This is a genomic window from Paenibacillus forsythiae T98 (genome assembly GCF_000520735.1).
In the GTDB taxonomy this organism is placed as follows: Bacteria; Bacillota; Bacilli; order Paenibacillales; family Paenibacillaceae; genus Paenibacillus_AQ; species Paenibacillus_AQ forsythiae.
In genome coordinates, this window is record NZ_ASSC01000409.1 from 1 (window position 1) to 19,085 (window position 19,085).

The window sequence follows — 19,085 nt, forward strand, 5'->3', positions numbered from 1 at the left end:
CTTGGCAATTTCCACCGGGCTCGTCTTGTCGCCCAGCGAGAACACCGGCGCCTTGATCTGCTCTCCGAGCACCTGAAGCTGCTTGATCGCAGCGGGGCGGTAAATGTCGCCGGCCACGAGCAGCGGACGGTGATTACCCTTTTGCAGCAGCTTGGCCAGCTTGCCGGAGGTCGTCGTCTTGCCGGCGCCCTGAAGGCCCGCCATCATAATGACGGTCGGCGGCTTGTTCGCCTTCGCCAGCTTCGCCTGGCTTCCGCCCATCAGCTCCGTCAATTCCTTGTTCACGATGTCGATGATGACCATGCCCGGCGTGAAGCTCTCCATCACTTCCTTGCCGATGGCCTTCTCCTTGACCTTCGCCACAAAGTCCTTGACGACCTTAAAGTTAACGTCCGCTTCCAGCAGCGCAAGGCGCACCTCGCGCATAGCCTCATTTACATCATCCTCGGACACCTTGCCTTTGCCGCGCAGCTTGCTGAACACGCTCTGCAGTCTTCCGGTTAATCCTTCAAATGCCATAGGCTGCTTCTCCCTTCAGCTACTCCAGCTTCTCCAAAGAATCCACAATATCCTCAAACCGCCGCTTATACGGCTCAGGCAGCGCTCCATCCTGCGGCAGTCTGCGCAATTCTTCAAAATACCGGGTCCGGCTCTCATGCTTCGCCAATAATCCCAGCTTGTTCTCGTAGTTCTCCAGCACTTGCTCGGCGCGCTTGATATGCTCATAGACGGCCTGGCGGCTGATCTCAAATTCCGCAGCGATTTCTCCCAGCGAGAAATCGTCATGGAAATAATATTTCAGAAACGTCTGCTGCTTGTCGGTAAGCAGAGGCTCGTAAAATGCGAACAACAGGTTAATTCGGTTCGTTTTCTCTAGCCGGTTACCCTGACTCATCAAGGGCACTCCCTTCGTCAAGGAAAAACACTTTACACCTTTTCAACGCTCCTTATAATACCCAAAACAAAGAAAGATGTCAAGCTTTTTTGCTTGTCATCTTTTTCTCTGTTCCAACGCCTATCCATATGCCAAAACGAGAGCGTCAGCGGATCGGCAGCAGGTACAGCAGCACGGCGAAGAAATGCGTCACGCTGCCCAGCAGCACGAACACATGCCAGACGGCATGATGGTAAGGAAAGGCCCGCCAGACATAGAAAATGGTGCCGAGCGTGTACAAAATCCCTCCAGCCATCAGCAGCGCCATTCCGCCGTCCGCCACGGCAGCCGTAAGCGGCGCCCAGGCAATCACGATCAGCCAGCCCATGGCGATATAAAATATCGTCGACATGAACAGAAACTTTTTCGTAAAGAAAGCTTTGAACAGAACGCCGAAAAAGGCGATGCCCCAAATGACGCCGAACAAGCTCCAGCCCAGCGTACCGCGGATAGCAACCAGTATGAAAGGCGTATACGTCCCCGCGATGAATAAATAAATGGAGGAGTGGTCGAAGAACTCGAACAGATCCTTTAGCTTGCCTTCCTTCAGACTGTGTACGATTGTCGAATTCAAATACAGCAGCAGCATGGTGGTTCCATAGATGGAGAAGCTGACGACATGCCAGGCCGTTCCCCAAATACTGGAAAATACAATGAGCAGAACAAGCGCCGCTACGCTGAGCAAGGCGCCGATGCCATGCGTTATCGCGTTCGCGACTTCTTCCCTTCGGCTATAAGTGTAAGTATTCGCCATATCCCGTTTCCTTTCGTTTGGATTTTTCTTCTATTATATTCCTTTCTCTGACGGCAATCCACTTGACCCCAGACTATTCCGCCTGCTCCAAACGATAAATATCACGATATTTCGCTTCCAGGTAATCCGCCAGATAGTCGGGGTTCAGCGGCTCGCCGGTGACCCGTTCGATGATTTGCGACGGAGTCTCGCCCATGCCATAGCGATAGATTTTGTCCGTAAGCCATTCCTTGACCGGCAGCAGGTTTCCCGATGACACCAGAGAGTCGAATTCCGGCAGTTCCCTTCGCAGCGTATGCAGAATTTGCGCCGCATACATGTTGCCCAGCGAATAAGAGGCGAAGTAGCCGAAGTCCCCGCCCGACCAATGCACGTCCTGCAGTACGCCCAGGCTGTCGCTTGGCGGCGTGATGCCCAAGTATTCCCGGTACTTCGCGTTCCAGACCTCCGGCAGCTCCTTGACGGAAAGGCCCTCATTAAAAATCAGCTTCTCGATCTCATAACGGATGATGATATGCAGATTGTAGGTCAACTCGTCCGCTTCAATGCGGATCAGGGAATTCTCCACACGGTTGATCGCCCGGTAGAAATCCTCCGCCTCCACATCGCCAAACTTCTCCGGGAAATGCTGCCGCAAATCTCCGTAGTACCGTTTCCAGAAGGCGCGGCTGCGGCCGATCATATTCTCCCAAAGTCTGGACTGGGATTCGTGAATGCCCATTGAAGCGCCCTGTGCAAGCGGTGTGCCGACAAGCGCCTTGTCGATGTTCTGCTCATACAGCGCATGTCCGCCTTCGTGGAGAGCGCTGAAAATAGAGCTGGTCACGTTATCCGGCGGGTAATTCGTCGTAATGCGGACATCCCCCGGATTCAGTCCCGTGGCGAAGGGATGCACACTCTCATCCAAACGTCCGGCATCAAAATCATAGCCCATCTGCTCCAAAATAAAGAGCCCGAACTTCTCCTGCTCCGCTTGGCCGAATATTCCGTTTAAAAAATCCGTATCCGGCTTGTTTGGCGAATCGGCGATTTGTTCGGCCAGCGGCACAAGGCGGCTGCGCAGGCGGTTGAAGATTCCGTCGAGCTTCTCCACCGTCAGATCAGGCTCATACATGTCGAGCAGCGTGTCGTAACGCGTCCCTTTCACGCCCCAATAATCGATGAATTCCTGCTTGAAAGCAACAATCCGGCTGAGGAAGGGCTCAAAGGAAGCAAAATCATTATTTGCCTTGGCCGACTCCCACATCGTTTCCGAATGAGCGGCCAGCATGGCGTATTCCTCATACTTTTCCGGCGGAATGCTCTTGCTGCGTTCGTACTCCTTCCGGCAGTCCTTGACGATTTTCTTCTGGACGTCGCTCAGCCCGCTCACGACCTCCGGCTTACTGAAGAATTCCGTGAACCGCCCCATCTCCGGCGACGTTTCCAGCTTGAACAGCTCTCCGCTGAGCATACCAATCGTCTTCGAGCGGATTTCGACTCCCTTGCGCGGGGCGCCCGTCCGCAGGTCCCAATGCAGGAGTCCGATCGCCTCGTGGTATCCGCTGATTTTGCCCAATAGTATACTGAAGGCGTTCCATTCCTCCTGTACATGTTGTTCCATCATTTCCACCCGCTTTCCGCAATTTCCAAGCTACTCTTGATGATACTTTTTTAAGTGCGTATAATCAACATCGGAGCGGAAGAACTGACATCCAGGCAAGATCAGCCTTTCGCTTACGCGAAAATGCAGGACAAAAGGAGCGTGAACCGCAATGAGAATACAGGTGACGCCGCTTGCCTCGCAAAGATTAAAGGAACGGCTGGGCAGCCGGCCGGGAACGTTCAAGCTCTTATACGATACGGTTGACTGCGGCTGCGACGGCATTCATGTGCTGCTGATTTTGGACGGGCCGGATACCGGGGACCTGCAGGTCGAAGCCGGTGATCTGCCGCTTGTGGTGAATAGCCAGCATGTGATTTTTTACGAGGATAACTTGAAGCTGGACGCCGATGAGAACACAACTTCCTTTAAACTGAGCAGCGATTCACAGCTATACGGGCAAAATATTCAGGTTCGCGACATGCGGGACCTGAAAGAGCCCCGGCCTGATCCGGCTTCCCTTTGCGGAATCCGTTCCCGTTCATAAAATACCTGAGGAGGTTCCCCCATCATGAGTCAAGTCTCCGATATTTTGAAGTTTAACGAGAAATTTGTGGAAAATAAAGAATATGAAGCTTATCTGACAAGCCGGTTTCCAAATAAAAAATTGCTCATTATCACCTGCATGGACACGCGGCTTGTCGAGCTGCTGCCCAAAGCGATGAATTTCAAGAACGGCGACGTCAAAATCATTAAAAATGCCGGGGCCGTCATTTCACAGCCCTTCGGAAGCGTTATGCGCAGTGTGATGGTCGCCCTGTACGAGCTAAGCGCCGAAGAGGTTATCGTCGTCGGACATTACGGCTGCGGCATGGCGTCACTGAACGCCGACCATATGATTCAATCGATCAAGGAACGCGGCATTTCGGATGAAGTCCTGTCCACATTAGAAAATTCGGGAATTAAGCTTACCAAGTGGCTTCGCGGGTTTGACAGTATCCAAGAAGGGGTAATTCAAACTGTGGAGCTGATTAAGCGTCATCCACTGCTCCCCCCGGGTGTTCCCGTTCACGGCATGATTATGGATCCGGCTACCGGTGCACTGGAGCTTGTCTCGGATGGGTACACCAGTATTTGACATCTCTCAACACTGCTTTTGCGCGGGTACTGTACCCGCGCCTTTTTTTGTGCGAAAATCGGCCGCGCCCAACTATAAATGCTCAAGCAGCATCCGGTAATATTGATCGGAGCTTGGCGTAAAATCTTCCAGACTCACTACTCTCTGCACCGGCTTCACAAGCTGCGTCTTCTCATCCCAGAGTATCCCCTCAATCGGGAGAGTATCCGTCTCTCCGCCAATCAATTGCCGGAATTTCGGAATGTCTGCGAAGAACAGGCCGGAAATCTCCTCCCGCTGAAAGCAATATCGCTCCAGTTCCTGGTCGCAAGCATACAGAAATACATGGCTGAACTCCCTGTCTATCCGTCCGTCCGGAAGAAGGCTCTCCTCGGCGGCCATCCCGCAATGAACCAGTTCCTCGAACGGAACGTTCAGCCCCAGCTCCTCCCGCAGCTCCCGTACCCCGTCTTCCACCGTTTCTCCGGCCTGAAGATGTCCGGCGCAGGAAGTATCCAGCCGTCCCGGGAACGTATCCTTGTTCTGGTGGCGCAGTTGAAAGAGCAGGCTTCCGCCCTCCCCCTTCGCAGGATGAACAATCCAGCAATGGAACGTTTGGTGCCACAGCCCTTTGGCATGCGCATTTTCCCGGCTGTCGCTTCCGATCCGGATCATTTTGTCATCGAAAATATCAAACATTTCAGGTGACGGCATTTCTTGTACCTCCTGAAAGGACAGACCATAGTCTTCCTTTATCTGAATATTTTCAAGTATCGCAGCACAAGCTATCCTGTGTCCACTATTTAACGGAAAGTATCTTTACAATTTATTTTAAAAATAAGAATAGAAAAATGAAACCATCCAGAGATATCCCCGTATTATCGGGTAAGCGCACAGATTAACGGCTTTCGAAGCCAGTTTTGCGAAGTCAATCTGTGAAGCTTATGCTATCAAAACTTTTAGGAGGTTAATTTACTCAAATGAAATTCTTGAAAAGCGCAATGATGATTGTTATGGCCTTCACCCTCTTCTTCGCGGCGACAGCCCCGGATTATGCGGATGCGCGGCGCGGTGGCGGCGGTTTCAAATCGGGACAGCGGGGTTACACAACAACGCCGAATAAATCGACCCAAAGCAATGTCAATAAAAGCGACAGCACGAAGGGAACAACAGCCGGAACGACGGCAGGCACGGCTAACCGCGGATTTTTCAGCGGCGGCAGCTTTATGAAAGGGATGATGCTCGGCGGTCTGGCGGGTCTGATGTTCGGCGGCCTGTTCGGCAGCATGGGCGCTCTCGGAAGCATCCTCGGCTTCATGGTGAATATGCTGGCGATCTATCTCATCGTCATGTTCGTCCTTTCCTTCTTCCGCCGCAGACAGCAGCGCCGCAAGTTTGACGAACGGGGTGGCCGTTACTAATGTCTCAGATCGTCCTCAGCATGGATGAAATCATTAACGCTATCTGCCTCCACATGGCCGAGCGCAAGGGAATCCCTGTAACGGAGGTCCAGGTGGAGCTGAGTTGGGAGGAAGAAACTGGCTATACCGCCGAGGTATGGACGCAGGGTCGAAGCCAGTATCTCGTGGAAAGCAATATGATTGAGGCGATTCTGCGTTATCTTCATTCCGAGTACAATATCCGCGCTTACCGCGATGATGTAAGACTCGAGCTGGACGAAGAGATTACGGCAGTCGTCAATGCGTAAGAAAGAAGAGATTGAAAGACAGACCGGGAGCTTCCCGTGTCTGTCTTTTTTTGTTGGCTGCGTTAGTCCCGCAGCGACGTTCGGCAGCCATTTGAAAATTCCTGACTCAGAGCAGCGAAATAGCCAGCAAATTATACAACACCAGCGGCAAAATAACGTTGCCGATAGGATTAACCGGATAGTAAGGCGGATATGGAGGGTAATACGGATTGTAAAATCCGCGAGTCGTGGTGGTAGTCGTCGAGGAGGCAGCCACCGTTACAGTCAGATAAAGATGCCCCTCGTCGATCCCGGAGATGAAGCCTTCGTGGGTCACCCCGTCGATGGTCTGAATTCTTACTTTCCGGTTAATGTAGGGCTTTAAAGAGCCGTGCATCGATTCGCGCACTTTTTTTACATGATGGAGCGCCGCGGGGTCGGCTTGGTAGATCAGGGTTTGCGGTCCGGAATAGGTTGACATAAGCTCATACCTTTCGTTAGCTGGATTTTGCTTCAGTGTATGCGAATGCCTATCCCGTGGTGCTCCGAAATGTAGGCTCCAAATGTGTTAAATATATCACTGACAATGCAGAGAGATTTGAGCAATATATCAATAACGATAATCATTATCAATTAATTAGGGGGTTCGTTCATGTCTCTTCTGTATTGTCTGCTGATTGCCGCCCTGCTGTGCCAGTTTCCGAAGTTCATTCAACACAATCGTATCGCTCTCTACACCCTGGCCACGATCATTACGACTGTCGTCACCATCTACGAACTGATTCGGCTCATCACCGGCTATCAGCTGGAAGGCTTTGTCCGAGAATTGGAAAGGGCCGTCTCGCATGGCGTACTCTCCATTGCCTTTTTCATTCCCGTGATGTTTGCCGGCGCTCTTAACAACCGCTGGAGCTATACCCGCAGACTGAAATCCATCCGCTCCCCGCTCGCGATCATTGCCTCCATTCTCATGCTGGCCCATGGCCTCGTGTATCTCGTCAGATTCCTTGTCAGAGTTTCTTCCATGCTCAGCTCCGATGAAGCCACCATACTCAGGAAAACCATCTACCTTGGCTATTCCTTAATCGGTATTGTCGCTTTTGTTCTGATGATTCCTCTGTTCATTACGTCCTTCAGAAAAGTGCGGAGCCGGATCGGCGGGCCGAAGTGGCGTAAAATCCAGCGCTGGGCTTATCTGTTCTATCTGCTGACCTACCTGCATGTACTGCTCATCCTGATCATGGATAAAGATACGGACTGGCTCAGACTGATGCTGTATACCGGAATTTTCGGCTCCTATACCATCCTGCGACTGATGAAATACAGAGAAACGAACGCAGTAGGACAGCCCGGAAGAGCCAAAGGACTCGGAGCGGTTGAATAGAATAATAGCAAGAAGCCGGAACGCTCACTCAGGGGGTGCTCCGGCTTGTACTTCGGGCACCTCTCATCAATTGATGCGCACCACAGCTTATTAAAAAACTTAATACGATTCCTCCCGCAGCGGCAAGTACAAATTTCAACCCCGTGGGCAGCGGCGCATGAGCTAATGCATACTGCAAACCTACCACTACCGGCACATGCACGAAGTACACCGCAAATGCATGCCTTGCCAGCATACGGGCCATTGAATTCGTCCGGTTTCCCAGCTCCCTAAAAATATACAGCAAACCGATGCTTAAGCCTAAGCACAGAAAGGTTTCGTAAAAAGAGTATCCCAAAGAGTCCCGATTCAGTCCTCCTGGCGACAGGAAGGGAACCCACCCGCCATACCGGAGCAGCATCAGGATAACGCCCGCCGACAACCAACCGAGCCCTGCGGCATTACTTATCGAATCAAGCCATCGGTTCCGGTAAGCCAGTGTGCCCGCTATGAAAAACGCCGCGTACTGCGGAACATGCGCAAATTCCGTCTGGATAAATCCGAGAAAGCCCACCCATTCGTTAATGGGATGCTGAATACGGATCGCAAACGTTGCCGACGCAACCAGAACGCCGAACATAATTACCGAGAGCGTGTTAAGCTCCAGCTTCTTACTGATACGCTTTTTCAGCAACCATCGGATTGCACAGTAAAGGACAGCATATATCAAAAGATGTTCAATGAACCACAGATGCGCAAACTGCAAATCAGGCCAGGAGGGCCCTGTCCATCCTTTCGGCTTCATACCGAATCCCAAGTAAATATTTATGTAATAGTTCCAAAATGAAATGCTTTTGTACCCTCTGAAATTGATGAAATAAGCATACATTAGCAGCGGAATCATGATCAAACCTCCTGCCAGAAGAGGGGGAGCAAGCCTTACAAATCGATCTTTCAGAAAAAGCGCCGGTCCTTTCTTATCGAAGGAAGCGGGGACAAAATACGCCGAAATGAAGAAAAACAGACTCATAAAAAAAGAGGCGTTTACAGCAAAAAAAGCGCGCAGATTAATTGTCCTCTCATAAACCTGGAAGTACCAAAAACCTCCAGAGCCTCCATAGGGCTGTCCCGCATGATGCACGACGACCAAACATACGAGCGCGACTTTTAGATTATCCAGAAAAAACAGCCTGTTGTTCACGGGTTGCACCTGCCCAGCTCAGGATATCTTGAAAAAAAAGGGAGCCGCAGCTCCCTATATTTACGTTCCGGTTACTTATTCTCCGTCTCTTCCACTTGCTTGACCAACAACTCCCGAACCGTCTCCAGGCTCGTAATCGGCTCCTGGCAGGCAAAATCACGGCAGATATACGCAGTTGCTTTCCCGCCGATTGCCGGCTTGTCCTTCAGATGCGGCAGCAGCGCCGCCAGCTTGCTCTCCGGATCTTCCCAGTGAATGAGCAGCGAAGCCTCCGGCGTAAAGGCGCGTTGCGCAAGCGAGATCATCTCCTGCAGGGCAGGGTCCTCCTGTCTGCCGGACAGCACCCATTCCGTGCCGCCGCTTGTCATGACCAGCACGCCTTGAAGGAACATGGCATAGCTTGCCGGATATTTCATCGCGGCCTTGCCCAGGAGCGCGGCCGTCCGCTCGGCGACTCCCTTGAGCTTCACGTCCTGGGTTATGGCCGCAAGCTTCCACAGCACCTTCACCGCTACGGAATTGCCGGACGGCATGGCGCCATCATACAGCTCCTTCGAGCGGATCGGAAGCTGCTCCGCATCCTTTCCCGTGAAGAAGAAGCCGCCTTCCGCTTCGTCCTGGAACAGGTCCAGCAGCCCGTCCTTAAGCGCAAGCGCCCGCTCCAGATAAACGGCTTGTCCCGTCGCTTCATACAGCTCGGTCAGCCCCCACATCAGAAAAGCATAATCGTCCACATATCCCGGATAAGCGGCCTCGCCGTCGCGGTATCTTGCCAGCAGCCGGCCATCCTCGCGGCGCAGACGGTTCCAGAGGAAATTCGCCGCTGCCTCCGCTGCCTTGGCGTATTCAGGCTTCTGGAGCGCTTTGGCTCCCTTCGCCAGCGCCGTAATCATCAGGCTGTTCCACGAGGTCAGCACTTTGTCGTCGATGGAAGGACGCACGCGCTGCTCTCTGTAGGCGAACATCTTCTCCCGCCACTCCTCCAACCGGGTGCGCAGAGCGAGAGGCGTTATGCCCAGCTTTTCCGCCATTTCATCCGGCGTTCCTTCGAGCAGATTCGGGATGCTGTATCCCCGCGAAATGCCCTCTTCCGTAATTCCATAAATACTGCAATAGTCCTTCATTTCTTGTGGTCCCAGCGCTTCCTCGACCTCTTCGGTGCTGAAGATATAGAAGGCGCCCTCCTCGCCGTCCGAATCGGCGTCCTGAGCCGAATAGAACCCGCCCTCTTGCGAGGTCAACTCGCGCAATACGTAAGCGAATATGCCCTCAGCCACTTCCGCATAGAGCGGCTTCTGCGTGATCTGATAAGCTTCCACATAAGCGGAGGCGAGCAGCGCGTTATCGAAGAGCATTTTCTCAAAATGCGGCACCAGCCACTGCTCGTCGGTGGAGTAGCGTGCGAATCCGAAACCGATGTGATCGTAAATGCCGCCCTTGTACATGGATTCAAGCGTCTTCTCGACCATGCGCAGCGCCTCCGCGTTGTTATACTTCTGGCTGTACGCGAGCAGAAACGACAGGTTATGCGGCGTCGGGAACTTGGGAGCCTGTCCGAAGCCTCCGTTCGTATCATCAAATATGGTGCGGTACAGCTGGAAGGCATGGTGCAGCAGACCCTCTGACAATTCAACATCTTTGTCGATCCGGTTATTGGCAGCCGAGAGTTCAAGCTCGGAGAGCAGCTGGTCGCCCAGCTCCTGAAGCTTCTTGCTGTCCGTTTCCCACTTGGCCTTGACCTGCTCCAGAACCTCCATCAGTCCGACCTGCCCCATCATCCGCCGCTTCGGAAAATACGTTCCGGCATAGAACGGCTTCTTCTCCGGCGTGAGCAATACCGTCAAAGGCCAGCCTCCCCCGCCGGTCATCGCCTGACAGACTGACATATACAGAGCATCAATGTCCGGCCGTTCCTCGCGGTCCACCTTAATCGCCACAAAGTTGCCGTTAAGGATTTCTCCGACCTCTTCATCATTAAATGACTCTTCTTCCATTACATGACACCAATGACAAGTAGAATAGCCGACCGACACTAATACGGGCTTGTTCTCCGCTTTGGCCTTCGCGAAAGCTTCCTCGCCCCAAGGCAGCCAATCCACCGGATTGTGCGCATGCTGGAGCAGATAAGGACTCTTCTCGTTAATGAGCCGATTGGTGTATTTTGGAGATGCGGTTTCTTCGTTCATGGGAACAGCCCCCTTTGGTTTTTGTAATTATTATAATATACTCGCTGTACATGCTCCCGAAAGAAATGTGGAGATTTCCGCTCAATACCGTTTTTTCAACAGACATAATCATGCTCTTCCTGTGTAGAGGCCGTCATTGCGTCTTCCGCGAAAATTTTGTGGTCCGGTATCATTTCTTTATTGTTAAGAATTGTATCTTGTCCAGCTCTATAGAATGTGGTACGCCGGGACGAATGTGGAACAGCATCCCTTCTTTGACCGGATATCTTTTTTCCCCGACGATCATGCTTCCTGTTCCCCCGGTCAGAATTGCGAGCTTATGGTAGGGAAGGGTTCTTGTGATTTTACGGGGATACTCTACGGTTGCCGGATATTCATAATTTCCTCCATTTTTCATACACCCATCTTCTGTCCTTATCATACATAAGGAAGCAAGAAGGGCGGGATGCAGGTGCGCAACCCTAACGATTATGAACAGCGGGCGATCTTTCTGGCTGCCATCTGCGGACAGACCTATGCCCAATTTACAGATGCGGACGGTTCGTTCGTCGTTCCCCTGGGTTATTCGGTCAGCCATACGATTCAAGCGAAATCCATGAGCCAGGTATGGGAACGCTTCGGGTTCATTCTCGAATCACCGCAAGAGATCATTGTCGCCTTTCGCGGGACGAGTTCAGCATCCGATTGGATCTCCGATATCATCGCCTCGCAAAAGAGGTTCAAGTACATTGAAGAAGACTGCCTCACCCATCGCGGCTTTACCGACATCTATTCTTCAGCCCGCAGAGGGATTATCAACGCGCTCGAAAGGTCGTCACAGGGTAAGACATTATACATCACAGGTCACAGTCTCGGCGCCGCGCTTGCGACATTATGCGCGATGGATATTGCCGCCAACACTGACTACCGCTCGCCTAACCTTTTTACCTTCGGGTCTCCCCGTGTAGGCGATCCGGCCTTTGCGAAAGCTTTTACAAGGTATGTTCGAAGCAGCTTCCGCATTGCCAATCCCTTCGACGTCGTAACTCATGCTCCGCCTTCCATCTACAAACTGCCCAAGCGGGACAAAAGGTATTATTACAGCCATGTCCAGACGCTCTCCTCGCTGCCCTTTCAGAATGGAGGCGTTGGCCTCAATCACATCATTGGAAGCTATTTCGCCAAGCTCTCCCAAAGCCAACCGGAATTCACCCAAATGTTATGTGCAGCGAACCCCGGCTTCTGTCCGGTTACTGAAGTGAAGCCACAAGAGCCAGGCAAGACTTTCGCGAAAAAGAGTCGATAACCCCTTTCCCCCAATGAACCGTACAGTCACAGGGGATAAAAAAGGCAACCCGCCAGCATTAAGGGTTACCTAATCGTATCTAACATAGGTTTTAATTTAACAGTTATGTGCGGCGCATATAAGCGCGTACCGTGATTGGCGCGAAGATCGCCACAATGACAGCGGCGCCAACGAGAGAGAAGATTACATCTCCGCCCATTGTTCCCGTGTTGGCAAGGTCCCGGACGGCCGTGACCAGATGCGAGATCGGGTTAATGTTAACGAACCACTGGAGCCAATCCGGCATAGTCTTGACTGGCACGAAAGCATTGGAGAGAAAGGTAAGCGGGAACAGCACAATCATGGATATCCCTTGCACACTGGAAGCCGTGCGCGCAATAACGCCGAAGAAGGCGAAAATCCAGCTAATGGCCCATGAACATGCGATCACGAGAAGCCCGGCGATGGCGACATAACCGATCCCGCCGCCGGGCCGGTAGCCCATGACATACCCCATGACGAAGGTAAGCACAGTCGCTATGGTGTACCGGACGGTGTCGGCGAGCAAAGCTCCCGCAAGCGGCGCAATTCGCGAGATCGGCAGTGATTTGAACCGGTCGAACACGCCTTTTTCCATATCCTCGCGGAGCTGGACGCCCGTAACGATGGAAGTGGTGATGACCGTCTGAACAAGAATGCCGGGGATGATGACCGGCAAGTAATTCTGCACGTTTCCGGAGATGGCCCCGCCAAAAATATAGGTAAACATCAGGGTGAAAATGATGGGCTGAAAGGTTACGTCAAAGAGTTGCTCGGGTGTGCGTTTGATTTTCAGCAGCCCCCGATAAGCCATCGTCAACGAATTGCGTACCGACTGGCCGAGGCTGGAATGGTTCTTCAGCCGGCGCTCCGCGCCTGGCTTAATTAATGCGCTCATGCTTTTGCCCCTCCCACTTTGTTCGATTCACTGGACGCAAGATGTGTGTCCTCCTGCGCGCCATGGCCCGTAATGGTCAGGAATACCTCGTCGAGGGTCGGCTTCTGCACACTCATTTCGGCCAAAGGGATGCCCGCATCCCGGAGAGCGACCAGCAGGTCCGTGACCTGATCGGCGTTCCCCATGGGCGCAGTAATCTTCGACGCTTCCGCCGATATACTGGACTGCACCTTGAGCACCTGTTCGATCGTCCTGCGGGCCATCTCGATGTCCTGCGGGTGTTGAACCCTTAATTGCAGCGACGAGGTGCCGACGGAGGCCTTCAGTTCATCCACAGTGCCCTCGGCGACAACCCGGCCATGATCGATAACCGCTATCCGGTCAGCCAGTTGATCCGCCTCTTCCAGATACTGCGTCGTTAGCAATACGGTTGAACCCGACTGGACCAGCCGCCGGATCGTATCCCACATTTGGTTGCGCGTGCGCGGGTCCAGACCGGTCGTTGGCTCATCCAAAAAAATAAGCGGCGGCTGCGCAATAAGACTGGCAGCCAAATCGAGCCGCCGGCGCATCCCGCCGGAGAAATGCTTGAGCGGGCGCTTTGCCGCTTCGGTCAGCCCAAATTCCTCCAATAGCTCCGCCGCCTTGCGGCGCGCCTCGGCGCGTCCCAGTCCGAGCAACCGGGAGAAAATAACCAGATTCTCGGTCGCACTGAGCGACTCGTCGACTGACGCGTACTGCCCGGTCACCCCGATCAATTGACGCACGATCTGCGGTTCCTTCACCACATCATGCCCGAAGATGCTCGCCGAGCCTGCATCCGGCCGCAATAAGGTCGCCAGCATTCGGATGGTTGTCGTCTTCCCCGCTCCATTCGGACCAAGCACGCCGTAGATCGTACCGGTGCCCACCTTCAGATTTACACCGTCCACCGCACGATTGTCTCCAAAAACTTTAACGAGGCCGTGCGCTTCGATGGCCAGGTCCCCCTTGTGCGGCGCTGTTATCGATTTTTGACTCATTTGCTTATCCTCCTAGACAACTGAATATATTTTACGATGGTAGCTGTTTTATTTAAACGGAATATAAACACTAAGCCGTGGCAGTTCTATAGATTATAGATCTTTAGAGGACTGAACGAGAAGCCCGGCCAACAGTTCATAATCCGGTGAATCTCCTTCGCGTATTTTGATCGACTTACGTTCGGCGGGGCCTTCAAACTCTGGGGGAACATCGATCCCGCTGACATTGAACAGCATAAAGGCGACCGCATCTTTGGAGGGCGTAATGACCGCAGCGTATTTTCCGTTTTTTAGAAAATGCGGCTTCTTGTATTGAATCCGTTCCTGGACCTCGGGGATGGACTGATGGACCATTTGGCGGAGCTGATTGCAAACCTCGATCTGCCAGGCTGCTTTAATGTTCTCAAAAAACGTGGTAACCTCGGGATTCATCATACTGCTCGCTCCTTCCATAATCGGCTCTGTGGTATAGGTAACTTCCCTTATCGTTATCCGTCAGCAACAGAATAGTAGATTAGATCCATAAACTCAAGCAAAATTCCTTGATTATTAGGTCATCACGGCAAAAAAATAGAATGTCTAGCGCTTCTCGGAGTTCTGCTCATTGGAGTTCTGCTCATTGGAGTTAATCAGGAGGTCAAGTCGTGCGATGATCCGCTCGTCATTTTCCAGTCTTTTATTCAGTTTGTAATAGATCCCGCTAAAGCCCGCGATCAGGATAATGAGTCCAAATATTGTGGATAGGATGAAAAAATTTTCGTCTGTCATGGTAACACCTCCTGCGTTTCCTCGTTCTTCGCCCAACAGTTGCTATATCTGCTGTACACGATTATACTGACACCGGGTATCTTGTTAGGACAAGTGTTATATCATTAAAAAAGTAGGTGGATTTCCCGATGACGGATCAAGCCAAACCAGCAGCGCAGTCTGCAGGAACCTGTCCTCTGTGCGGAAAAGCCAATGGCTGCGCGGGGGCGGCGGGCCGCTCTCACGCTGACTGCTGGTGCATGAACGAGATTTTTCCGCAGGAGCTATTGGAGCAGGTTTCGAAGGAGCGTCTCGGCAAAGCCTGCATTTGCAAGGAGTGCCTGGAGGCGTTTAAGCGAAACGGCGGATAGCAGACGTCTCCACAGATAGATGCTTGCCGTTATGCTGAAAAAAGAGGCATGAATGGCCTTAAGTCATCTCCGCTGTGATAAGGCCCGGCGCCGTATGCCCGCCTTCTCTCAAAACTGCCCTCTGGCATACCCAAGAATCGCCGCCGCCGCTCGTTCTCGCCGGTCCGGGTCTTCGCTGCGCAGCGCCGATTTCAGAACCTCCAGCGCTTCTTCAATCGTCTTTGTGTCCACCCTTACCCGTTCCGCCCGGGATGTTTGAGGTGTGGAACCTCTCCCGCAGTTCCTCACTGCCCGTATGCTCCAGATCGCCGATTCCCGGCCAGCCCATACAGACGAAGTTGTCTTCCAGAAAGCTCGATATCCGCTCAGTGCCGCCCGGCCGTGATGACATTTGATAGAGCTTCACATTCATTCCTCCTCATTGCTATTCCCCCTCATTGCTGTTCCTCCTCCGGTTCCATCCAAGCATTAGCCTCTTCCGGTCTTATCCCCTTCTAATGAAGTCCTCAATCTCATCGCCTATCAGGACCAGGGCCTCTTTCCAGAATGACACGGATCGCACATCGATGTCCATCAGCTTGGCCGCATCTACAATATGGTTTGTGCTGGTAGCGGCCAGGAAGGATTGATACCGCTCAACAAAATCTTGACCTCGCTTCTGATACTGCGCATACAGGCCCTTGGAGAACAGCAGCCCGAAGGAATAAGGGAAGTTCAGAAACTCATTGCCCGCCATATAATATCCCGCTTTGCTGATCCACAGGTACGGATGAAAGGTGGACGGATCGATGCTATTCCCGTACGCCTCAGCCATGCAGGTGAGCATAAGTTCATTAAGTTCCTCCACAGACAATACTCCCAAGGACCTTCTTGCATATAATCGGCTTTCAAAAAGGTACCTCGCGTAGAAATCCACTATGTAATAGCCGGCGTCGGAGAGGCCTCTTTCCAGGATGGATAGGCCATCGCTGGCCGAGGCGGTCTTCAGCAGCTGGTTGTTGATGATCGTCTCGCAGAAGATCGATGCCGTCTCCGCAATCGGAATCGGGTAATCCGTATTGACCATCGTTTCGCAGGCCAGGCAGGAGCTGTGATAGGCATGCCCGATTTCATGCGCCAGCACGCTCATATCCATATAATTGCCATTGAAGTTGGCCATAATCCGGCTTTCACGAATAGGGAATATATCGACACACATCCCGTAGCTTCCTTTTCCCGGTCTTGGTTCCGCATCAATCCAGCGACTATCGAAGACCTTCCGAGCAAAATTACCAAGCTCCGCACTAAAGGTATCAAAGCCGGTTATGATCCCTTCTTTTGCCTCATTATAAGTAAGCTTCGCAGAGCCTCCACCCACCGGTGCAAACACATCGTAAAATGGCAACCCTGATGCATGGCCCAATATCTCCGCTTTCTTGCGGTAATAAGTTTGGAACAGAGGTAAATTCTCCCGGATGGCCTCCATCATGGCATCCAGCGTGCTGTGGTCCATTTTGGATGCCGCCAGCACCTTGTCCAGTGGTGAAGCGTACCCTCTCAGACCGTATATCGTAATTGCTTCTCCGCTTATTCCATTGATGCAGGCTGCGCTCAGTTCCGCAATACTCTTATACAACTGATGCTCAGCTTCATAAGCCTCTTTCCGAACAGCGGCATTAACGTTGTAAGCCCTGCTGCGCAGCTCGGCAAGGGACAGACGCCGGGATTCTCCCTCTCCCTCGAGTTCCATGCTTAGTGTGGAGATACTTCTCATATACAGCCGTTCCCACGCTTTGGAGCCGGTGCTCTGCATTCTGGCGATTACGGCTTCAATCTCTTCATTTAAGACATATTTCGCCTGAACCCGCAATTCCTGAAGGTGGAACCGATGCTCTGCAAGGTACTCCGAGGCACTAATGATTTCCTCCAGGCTGTCGATCTTAACCAGCCATTGGCTGAAGCTTACAAAAGCATCCGAAGCCCTCGCCGCCATACTCTCTATCTCATCCAGCATATTTACCGCTTCCATATTGTCACTGTCCGTGCTAAGAACCAATTCAGCATAGCTATACAGACAGGCATACTTTGCTTTAAACGCATTATAGCGCTGCAGGAATTCCTCCATTTGATGCAAGGTCTGGTTCCTGTCCTGCAGATCGGTCTCAGCCCATTGATTCAAGTTATCCAGCTCATATTGAAAAAACTCCATATCCCCTTTAAATTTCTTCGAGTCAAAGGAAGGATACAAGCTCTCAAGATCCCATGTTAAATCCACTAGTTCTCATCCCCTTAAAGCCAAGATATATTGCAAATGTTCAAAACCACTTTTATATCGGTCCTCCCGGTCTTACATGCTTCCACCTCCGCGTTCTATTGCCAGTGTATACGAATATAAAGATTTCGGATATCCTTTTTTGGTAAACTTTTCATACACTGCCTACGTCTAAGCGCCATGACCTGCGCTGGTCCAACCCAAAACACGCCAAAAAACCGGGTACCAGCATATGCCGGAACTCGGTCTTTTGTAGGTTATTATCGGTATTGTACGCTTTTACTCAAAAGGATATTTAATCCCCCATTGATTACGGACATTGGTCATAAGAGCCATTACATCATTGGACAGATGCAGCGTAGCCGTATTCTTCTTATTAAAAATGAAGTTCTGCATATCTTCCACTTCGTACTCCAATGCTTTTGCCGTCTCCCCGGCCTCAATCTGCTCCACTCTGCCGTCCGTATACGTAATGGTGGCTTTATCCGCTCTCGGGAAGTTGTCCACGGTGATGAAGCCGAGCTCTCCCGCGACTACACCGCGCTTTGGCATTTTGGCCCGCATCGTCAGCGAGATGACCGCCAGCTCGTCAGCTTCATTCTTCAGGATAATTCCGGACTGCTCGTCTACACCTGTCTCGAATGTCTTCACCGTCGTCAGAACTTCATGCGGCTGCTGGGACAGGAAGAACCGGGTGAAGGACAGCGCATACGTCCCGATATCGAGAAGCGCGCCCCCGGCCAGCTCTTTGCTGAAAAAGCGGTTCTTCACATCGTATTCTTTGCAGCTTCCGAAGGATACCTGGATCATTTTCAGCTTGCCGAGCTGTCCCGAATCCAGAATCTCCTTCAGTTTTTTGTATAGAGGCATATAGTACAGCGTCATCGCTTCGGCAACGACCAGGTTCTTCTCCTCGGCCAAGGCGATAATTTCGGTCAATTGCGCGCTGTTCACCGTAATCGCCTTTTCGCTGATCACATGCTTGCCATGCTTCAGGCTCTCTACAATGAACTTGTAGTGCAGATTATGAGGGGTGGAGATGTACACAACGTCGATGGCTTCGTCCTTTAGCATCTCGGTATAATCGCCGAAGGCTTTGTCCACTTGATTCTTATCGGCAAAGGCTTGCGCCTCCTCCAGCGAAATTCCCGCCACAGCGTAGACTCTTCCATTCACCTCTTTGATCGCTTTCACAAAATCCGATGCGGCCCAGCCCGGGCCGATGATGGCCCAATTCAACTTGCTCATAGCTTCAATTCCCCCTGAACATTGTCATATTGTACTTTTGCCCCGCTATATTCACTTACATTTTTCTTGACAAAAGAAAGGACTCCCGCCGTAACCGCCGTGCCTGCCAAAATCGCGATGATATACGGTAACAGCTGGGTCACGACATTCGGAATCAGCAGCACCCATACGCCGCCGTGCGGAACGGCAAGTCCGGCTCCAAACGCCATCGACAGACCGCCGGCCACTGCGGAACCGGCCATGATGGACGGGATGACCCGAAGAGGATCGGTCGCCGCGAACGGAATAGCGCCTTCGGTAATGAAGGATGCGCCCAAGGCCCAGCAGGCTTTCCCCGCTTCCCGCTCCGCAGCCGAATACTTTCTCTTGGCAAGCACCGTCGACAGCGCGATTCCAAGCGGCGGAACCATACCGGCTGGCC

General features: G+C 52.2%; 24 protein-coding genes and 1 pseudogene. 7 read left to right on the forward strand and 18 right to left on the reverse strand.

What is annotated here, in order from left to right:
* The 4 genes from L692_RS0112940 to L692_RS0112955 form a co-directional block, all read right to left on the reverse strand.
* On the reverse strand, positions 1-519 hold a 519-nt coding region (locus L692_RS0112940), incomplete at its 3' end, for a signal recognition particle receptor subunit alpha (protein ID WP_025700465.1).
* Between the two features lie 19 nt (positions 520-538).
* Positions 539-895 carry a putative DNA-binding protein gene (locus L692_RS0112945; RefSeq protein ID WP_025700466.1) on the reverse strand — a complete coding sequence of 119 codons (357 nt, stop codon included), beginning with the start codon at positions 893-895 and terminating at the stop codon, positions 539-541.
* 145 nt (positions 896-1,040) lie between these two features.
* Positions 1,041-1,688: a PAQR family membrane homeostasis protein TrhA gene (gene trhA, locus L692_RS0112950; RefSeq protein WP_025700467.1), complete on the reverse strand. Its 648-nt coding sequence runs from the start codon at positions 1,686-1,688 to the stop codon at positions 1,041-1,043.
* 73 nt (positions 1,689-1,761) lie between these two features.
* Positions 1,762-3,291, reverse strand: coding sequence for a carboxypeptidase M32 (locus L692_RS0112955; protein WP_025700469.1), 1,530 nt, complete (start codon positions 3,289-3,291; stop codon positions 1,762-1,764).
* A 151-nt stretch (positions 3,292-3,442) separates the two neighbouring features.
* On the opposite strand from L692_RS0112955, the gene L692_RS0112960 reads away from it, so the two are divergent.
* Positions 3,443-3,817: an iron-sulfur cluster biosynthesis family protein gene (locus L692_RS0112960; protein ID WP_025700471.1), complete on the forward strand. Its 375-nt coding sequence runs from the start codon at positions 3,443-3,445 to the stop codon at positions 3,815-3,817.
* A gap of 24 nt (positions 3,818-3,841) precedes the next feature.
* Positions 3,842-4,408, forward strand: a complete 567-nt coding sequence (locus L692_RS0112965) for a beta-class carbonic anhydrase (protein WP_025700472.1) — start codon at positions 3,842-3,844, stop codon at positions 4,406-4,408.
* Between the two features lie 72 nt (positions 4,409-4,480).
* Here the strand turns inward: L692_RS0112965 and L692_RS28715 are convergent, their stop codons facing one another.
* Positions 4,481-5,101: an NUDIX hydrolase gene (locus L692_RS28715; RefSeq protein WP_036723530.1), complete on the reverse strand. Its 621-nt coding sequence runs from the start codon at positions 5,099-5,101 to the stop codon at positions 4,481-4,483.
* A gap of 266 nt (positions 5,102-5,367) precedes the next feature.
* Here L692_RS28715 and L692_RS0112975 point away from each other — a divergent pair, with 266 nt between their 5' ends.
* Complete coding sequence (locus L692_RS0112975; protein WP_025700474.1) at positions 5,368-5,808, forward strand: hypothetical protein; 441 nt, start codon at positions 5,368-5,370, stop codon at positions 5,806-5,808.
* A gap of 8 nt (positions 5,809-5,816) precedes the next feature.
* A complete protein-coding gene (locus L692_RS0112980) occupies positions 5,817-6,095 on the forward strand; it encodes a YxcD family protein (RefSeq protein WP_025700475.1) in 279 nt (92 codons plus the stop codon).
* Between the two features lie 106 nt (positions 6,096-6,201).
* On the opposite strand, the gene L692_RS0112985 is transcribed toward L692_RS0112980, so the two are convergent.
* On the reverse strand, positions 6,202-6,555 hold the full coding sequence (locus tag L692_RS0112985) for a hypothetical protein (RefSeq protein WP_025700478.1): 354 nt from the start codon (positions 6,553-6,555) through the stop codon (positions 6,202-6,204).
* A gap of 171 nt (positions 6,556-6,726) precedes the next feature.
* On the opposite strand from L692_RS0112985, the gene L692_RS0112990 reads away from it, so the two are divergent.
* Entirely contained in the window at positions 6,727-7,458 is a 732-nt protein-coding gene (locus L692_RS0112990; protein WP_025700480.1) for a ferric reductase-like transmembrane domain-containing protein, read from the forward strand.
* A gap of 28 nt (positions 7,459-7,486) precedes the next feature.
* On the opposite strand, the gene L692_RS0112995 is transcribed toward L692_RS0112990, so the two are convergent.
* The 3 genes from L692_RS0112995 to L692_RS0113005 all read right to left on the reverse strand — a co-directional run bounded on the left by L692_RS0112995 (position 7,487) and on the right by L692_RS0113005 (position 11,221).
* A complete protein-coding gene (locus L692_RS0112995; protein WP_036723533.1) occupies positions 7,487-8,647 on the reverse strand; it encodes an acyltransferase family protein in 1,161 nt (386 codons plus the stop codon).
* Between the two features lie 62 nt (positions 8,648-8,709).
* Positions 8,710-10,824 (reverse strand): thioredoxin domain-containing protein, encoded by a 2,115-nt coding sequence (locus L692_RS0113000; RefSeq protein ID WP_025700483.1) that lies wholly within the window; start codon positions 10,822-10,824, stop codon positions 8,710-8,712.
* Between the two features lie 169 nt (positions 10,825-10,993).
* A complete protein-coding gene (locus L692_RS0113005; RefSeq protein ID WP_025700485.1) occupies positions 10,994-11,221 on the reverse strand; it encodes a cupin domain-containing protein in 228 nt (75 codons plus the stop codon).
* A 54-nt stretch (positions 11,222-11,275) separates the two neighbouring features.
* Between L692_RS0113005 and L692_RS0113010 the strand changes: the two genes are divergently transcribed.
* Positions 11,276-12,109, forward strand: a complete 834-nt coding sequence (locus L692_RS0113010) for a lipase family protein (protein ID WP_415752764.1) — start codon at positions 11,276-11,278, stop codon at positions 12,107-12,109.
* 103 nt (positions 12,110-12,212) lie between these two features.
* On the opposite strand, the gene L692_RS0113015 is transcribed toward L692_RS0113010, so the two are convergent.
* From L692_RS0113015 to L692_RS0113030, 4 genes are all read right to left on the reverse strand, one after another.
* The gene (locus L692_RS0113015; RefSeq protein ID WP_025700490.1) at positions 12,213-13,025 is read right to left on the reverse strand and encodes an ABC transporter permease; all 813 of its coding nucleotides are present in this window, start codon (positions 13,023-13,025) and stop codon (positions 12,213-12,215) included.
* A complete protein-coding gene (locus L692_RS0113020) occupies positions 13,022-14,047 on the reverse strand; it encodes an ATP-binding cassette domain-containing protein (RefSeq protein ID WP_025700492.1) in 1,026 nt (341 codons plus the stop codon). Before L692_RS0113020 ends, L692_RS0113015 begins: the two co-directional genes overlap by 4 nt.
* 93 nt (positions 14,048-14,140) lie before the next feature.
* Complete coding sequence (locus L692_RS0113025; RefSeq protein WP_025700494.1) at positions 14,141-14,479, reverse strand: DUF1801 domain-containing protein; 339 nt, start codon at positions 14,477-14,479, stop codon at positions 14,141-14,143.
* A 147-nt stretch (positions 14,480-14,626) separates the two neighbouring features.
* The gene (locus L692_RS0113030; protein WP_025700496.1) at positions 14,627-14,815 is read right to left on the reverse strand and encodes a hypothetical protein; all 189 of its coding nucleotides are present in this window, start codon (positions 14,813-14,815) and stop codon (positions 14,627-14,629) included.
* A 128-nt stretch (positions 14,816-14,943) separates the two neighbouring features.
* On the opposite strand from L692_RS0113030, the gene L692_RS0113035 reads away from it, so the two are divergent.
* Positions 14,944-15,165, forward strand: coding sequence for a cysteine-rich CWC family protein (locus L692_RS0113035; protein WP_025700497.1), 222 nt, complete (start codon positions 14,944-14,946; stop codon positions 15,163-15,165).
* A 108-nt stretch (positions 15,166-15,273) separates the two neighbouring features.
* Here L692_RS0113035 and L692_RS33840 read toward each other — a convergent pair whose 3' ends face one another.
* From L692_RS33840 to L692_RS0113060, 5 genes and pseudogenes are all read right to left on the reverse strand, one after another.
* Complete coding sequence (locus tag L692_RS33840; RefSeq protein ID WP_269636733.1) at positions 15,274-15,396, reverse strand: hypothetical protein; 123 nt, start codon at positions 15,394-15,396, stop codon at positions 15,274-15,276.
* Entirely contained in the window at positions 15,377-15,571 is a 195-nt protein-coding gene (locus tag L692_RS0113045) for a hypothetical protein (protein WP_156940431.1), read from the reverse strand. The genes L692_RS33840 and L692_RS0113045 overlap by 20 nt, the downstream gene beginning before the upstream one ends.
* Positions 15,572-15,649: 78 nt before the next feature.
* A complete protein-coding gene (locus L692_RS0113050) occupies positions 15,650-17,419 on the reverse strand; it encodes a M3 family oligoendopeptidase (protein ID WP_025700500.1) in 1,770 nt (589 codons plus the stop codon).
* Between the two features lie 276 nt (positions 17,420-17,695).
* Positions 17,696-18,664, reverse strand: coding sequence for a Gfo/Idh/MocA family protein (locus L692_RS0113055; protein ID WP_025700502.1), 969 nt, complete (start codon positions 18,662-18,664; stop codon positions 17,696-17,698).
* A pseudogene (locus tag L692_RS0113060) lies at positions 18,661-19,085 on the reverse strand (PTS system, fructose subfamily, IIC subunit); the annotation flags it as partial. The pseudogene L692_RS0113060 and the gene L692_RS0113055, both read right to left, overlap by 4 nt.

Coding starts and splice junctions, on each gene's coding strand:
- L692_RS0113020 (WP_025700492.1), bottom strand. CDS start 14,047: ATGAGTCAAAAATCGATAACAGCGCCGCACAAGGGGGACCTGGCCATC.
- L692_RS0112945 (WP_025700466.1), bottom strand. CDS start 895: ATGAGTCAGGGTAACCGGCTAGAGAAAACGAACCGAATTAACCTGTTG.
- L692_RS0113015 (WP_025700490.1), bottom strand. CDS start 13,025: ATGAGCGCATTAATTAAGCCAGGCGCGGAGCGCCGGCTGAAGAACCAT.
- L692_RS0113005 (WP_025700485.1), bottom strand. CDS start 11,221: ATGAAAAATGGAGGAAATTATGAATATCCGGCAACCGTAGAGTATCCC.
- trhA (WP_025700467.1), bottom strand. CDS start 1,688: ATGGCGAATACTTACACTTATAGCCGAAGGGAAGAAGTCGCGAACGCG.
- L692_RS0113025 (WP_025700494.1), bottom strand. CDS start 14,479: ATGAATCCCGAGGTTACCACGTTTTTTGAGAACATTAAAGCAGCCTGG.
- L692_RS28715 (WP_036723530.1), bottom strand. CDS start 5,101: ATGCCGTCACCTGAAATGTTTGATATTTTCGATGACAAAATGATCCGG.
- L692_RS0113000 (WP_025700483.1), bottom strand. CDS start 10,824: ATGAACGAAGAAACCGCATCTCCAAAATACACCAATCGGCTCATTAAC.
- L692_RS0113035 (WP_025700497.1), top strand. CDS start 14,944: ATGACGGATCAAGCCAAACCAGCAGCGCAGTCTGCAGGAACCTGTCCT.
- L692_RS0113055 (WP_025700502.1), bottom strand. CDS start 18,664: ATGAGCAAGTTGAATTGGGCCATCATCGGCCCGGGCTGGGCCGCATCG.
- L692_RS0112975 (WP_025700474.1), top strand. CDS start 5,368: ATGAAATTCTTGAAAAGCGCAATGATGATTGTTATGGCCTTCACCCTC.
- L692_RS0112990 (WP_025700480.1), top strand. CDS start 6,727: ATGTCTCTTCTGTATTGTCTGCTGATTGCCGCCCTGCTGTGCCAGTTT.
- L692_RS0112965 (WP_025700472.1), top strand. CDS start 3,842: ATGAGTCAAGTCTCCGATATTTTGAAGTTTAACGAGAAATTTGTGGAA.
- L692_RS0113030 (WP_025700496.1), bottom strand. CDS start 14,815: ATGACAGACGAAAATTTTTTCATCCTATCCACAATATTTGGACTCATT.
- L692_RS0112985 (WP_025700478.1), bottom strand. CDS start 6,555: ATGTCAACCTATTCCGGACCGCAAACCCTGATCTACCAAGCCGACCCC.
- L692_RS0112955 (WP_025700469.1), bottom strand. CDS start 3,291: ATGGAACAACATGTACAGGAGGAATGGAACGCCTTCAGTATACTATTG.
- L692_RS0112960 (WP_025700471.1), top strand. CDS start 3,443: ATGAGAATACAGGTGACGCCGCTTGCCTCGCAAAGATTAAAGGAACGG.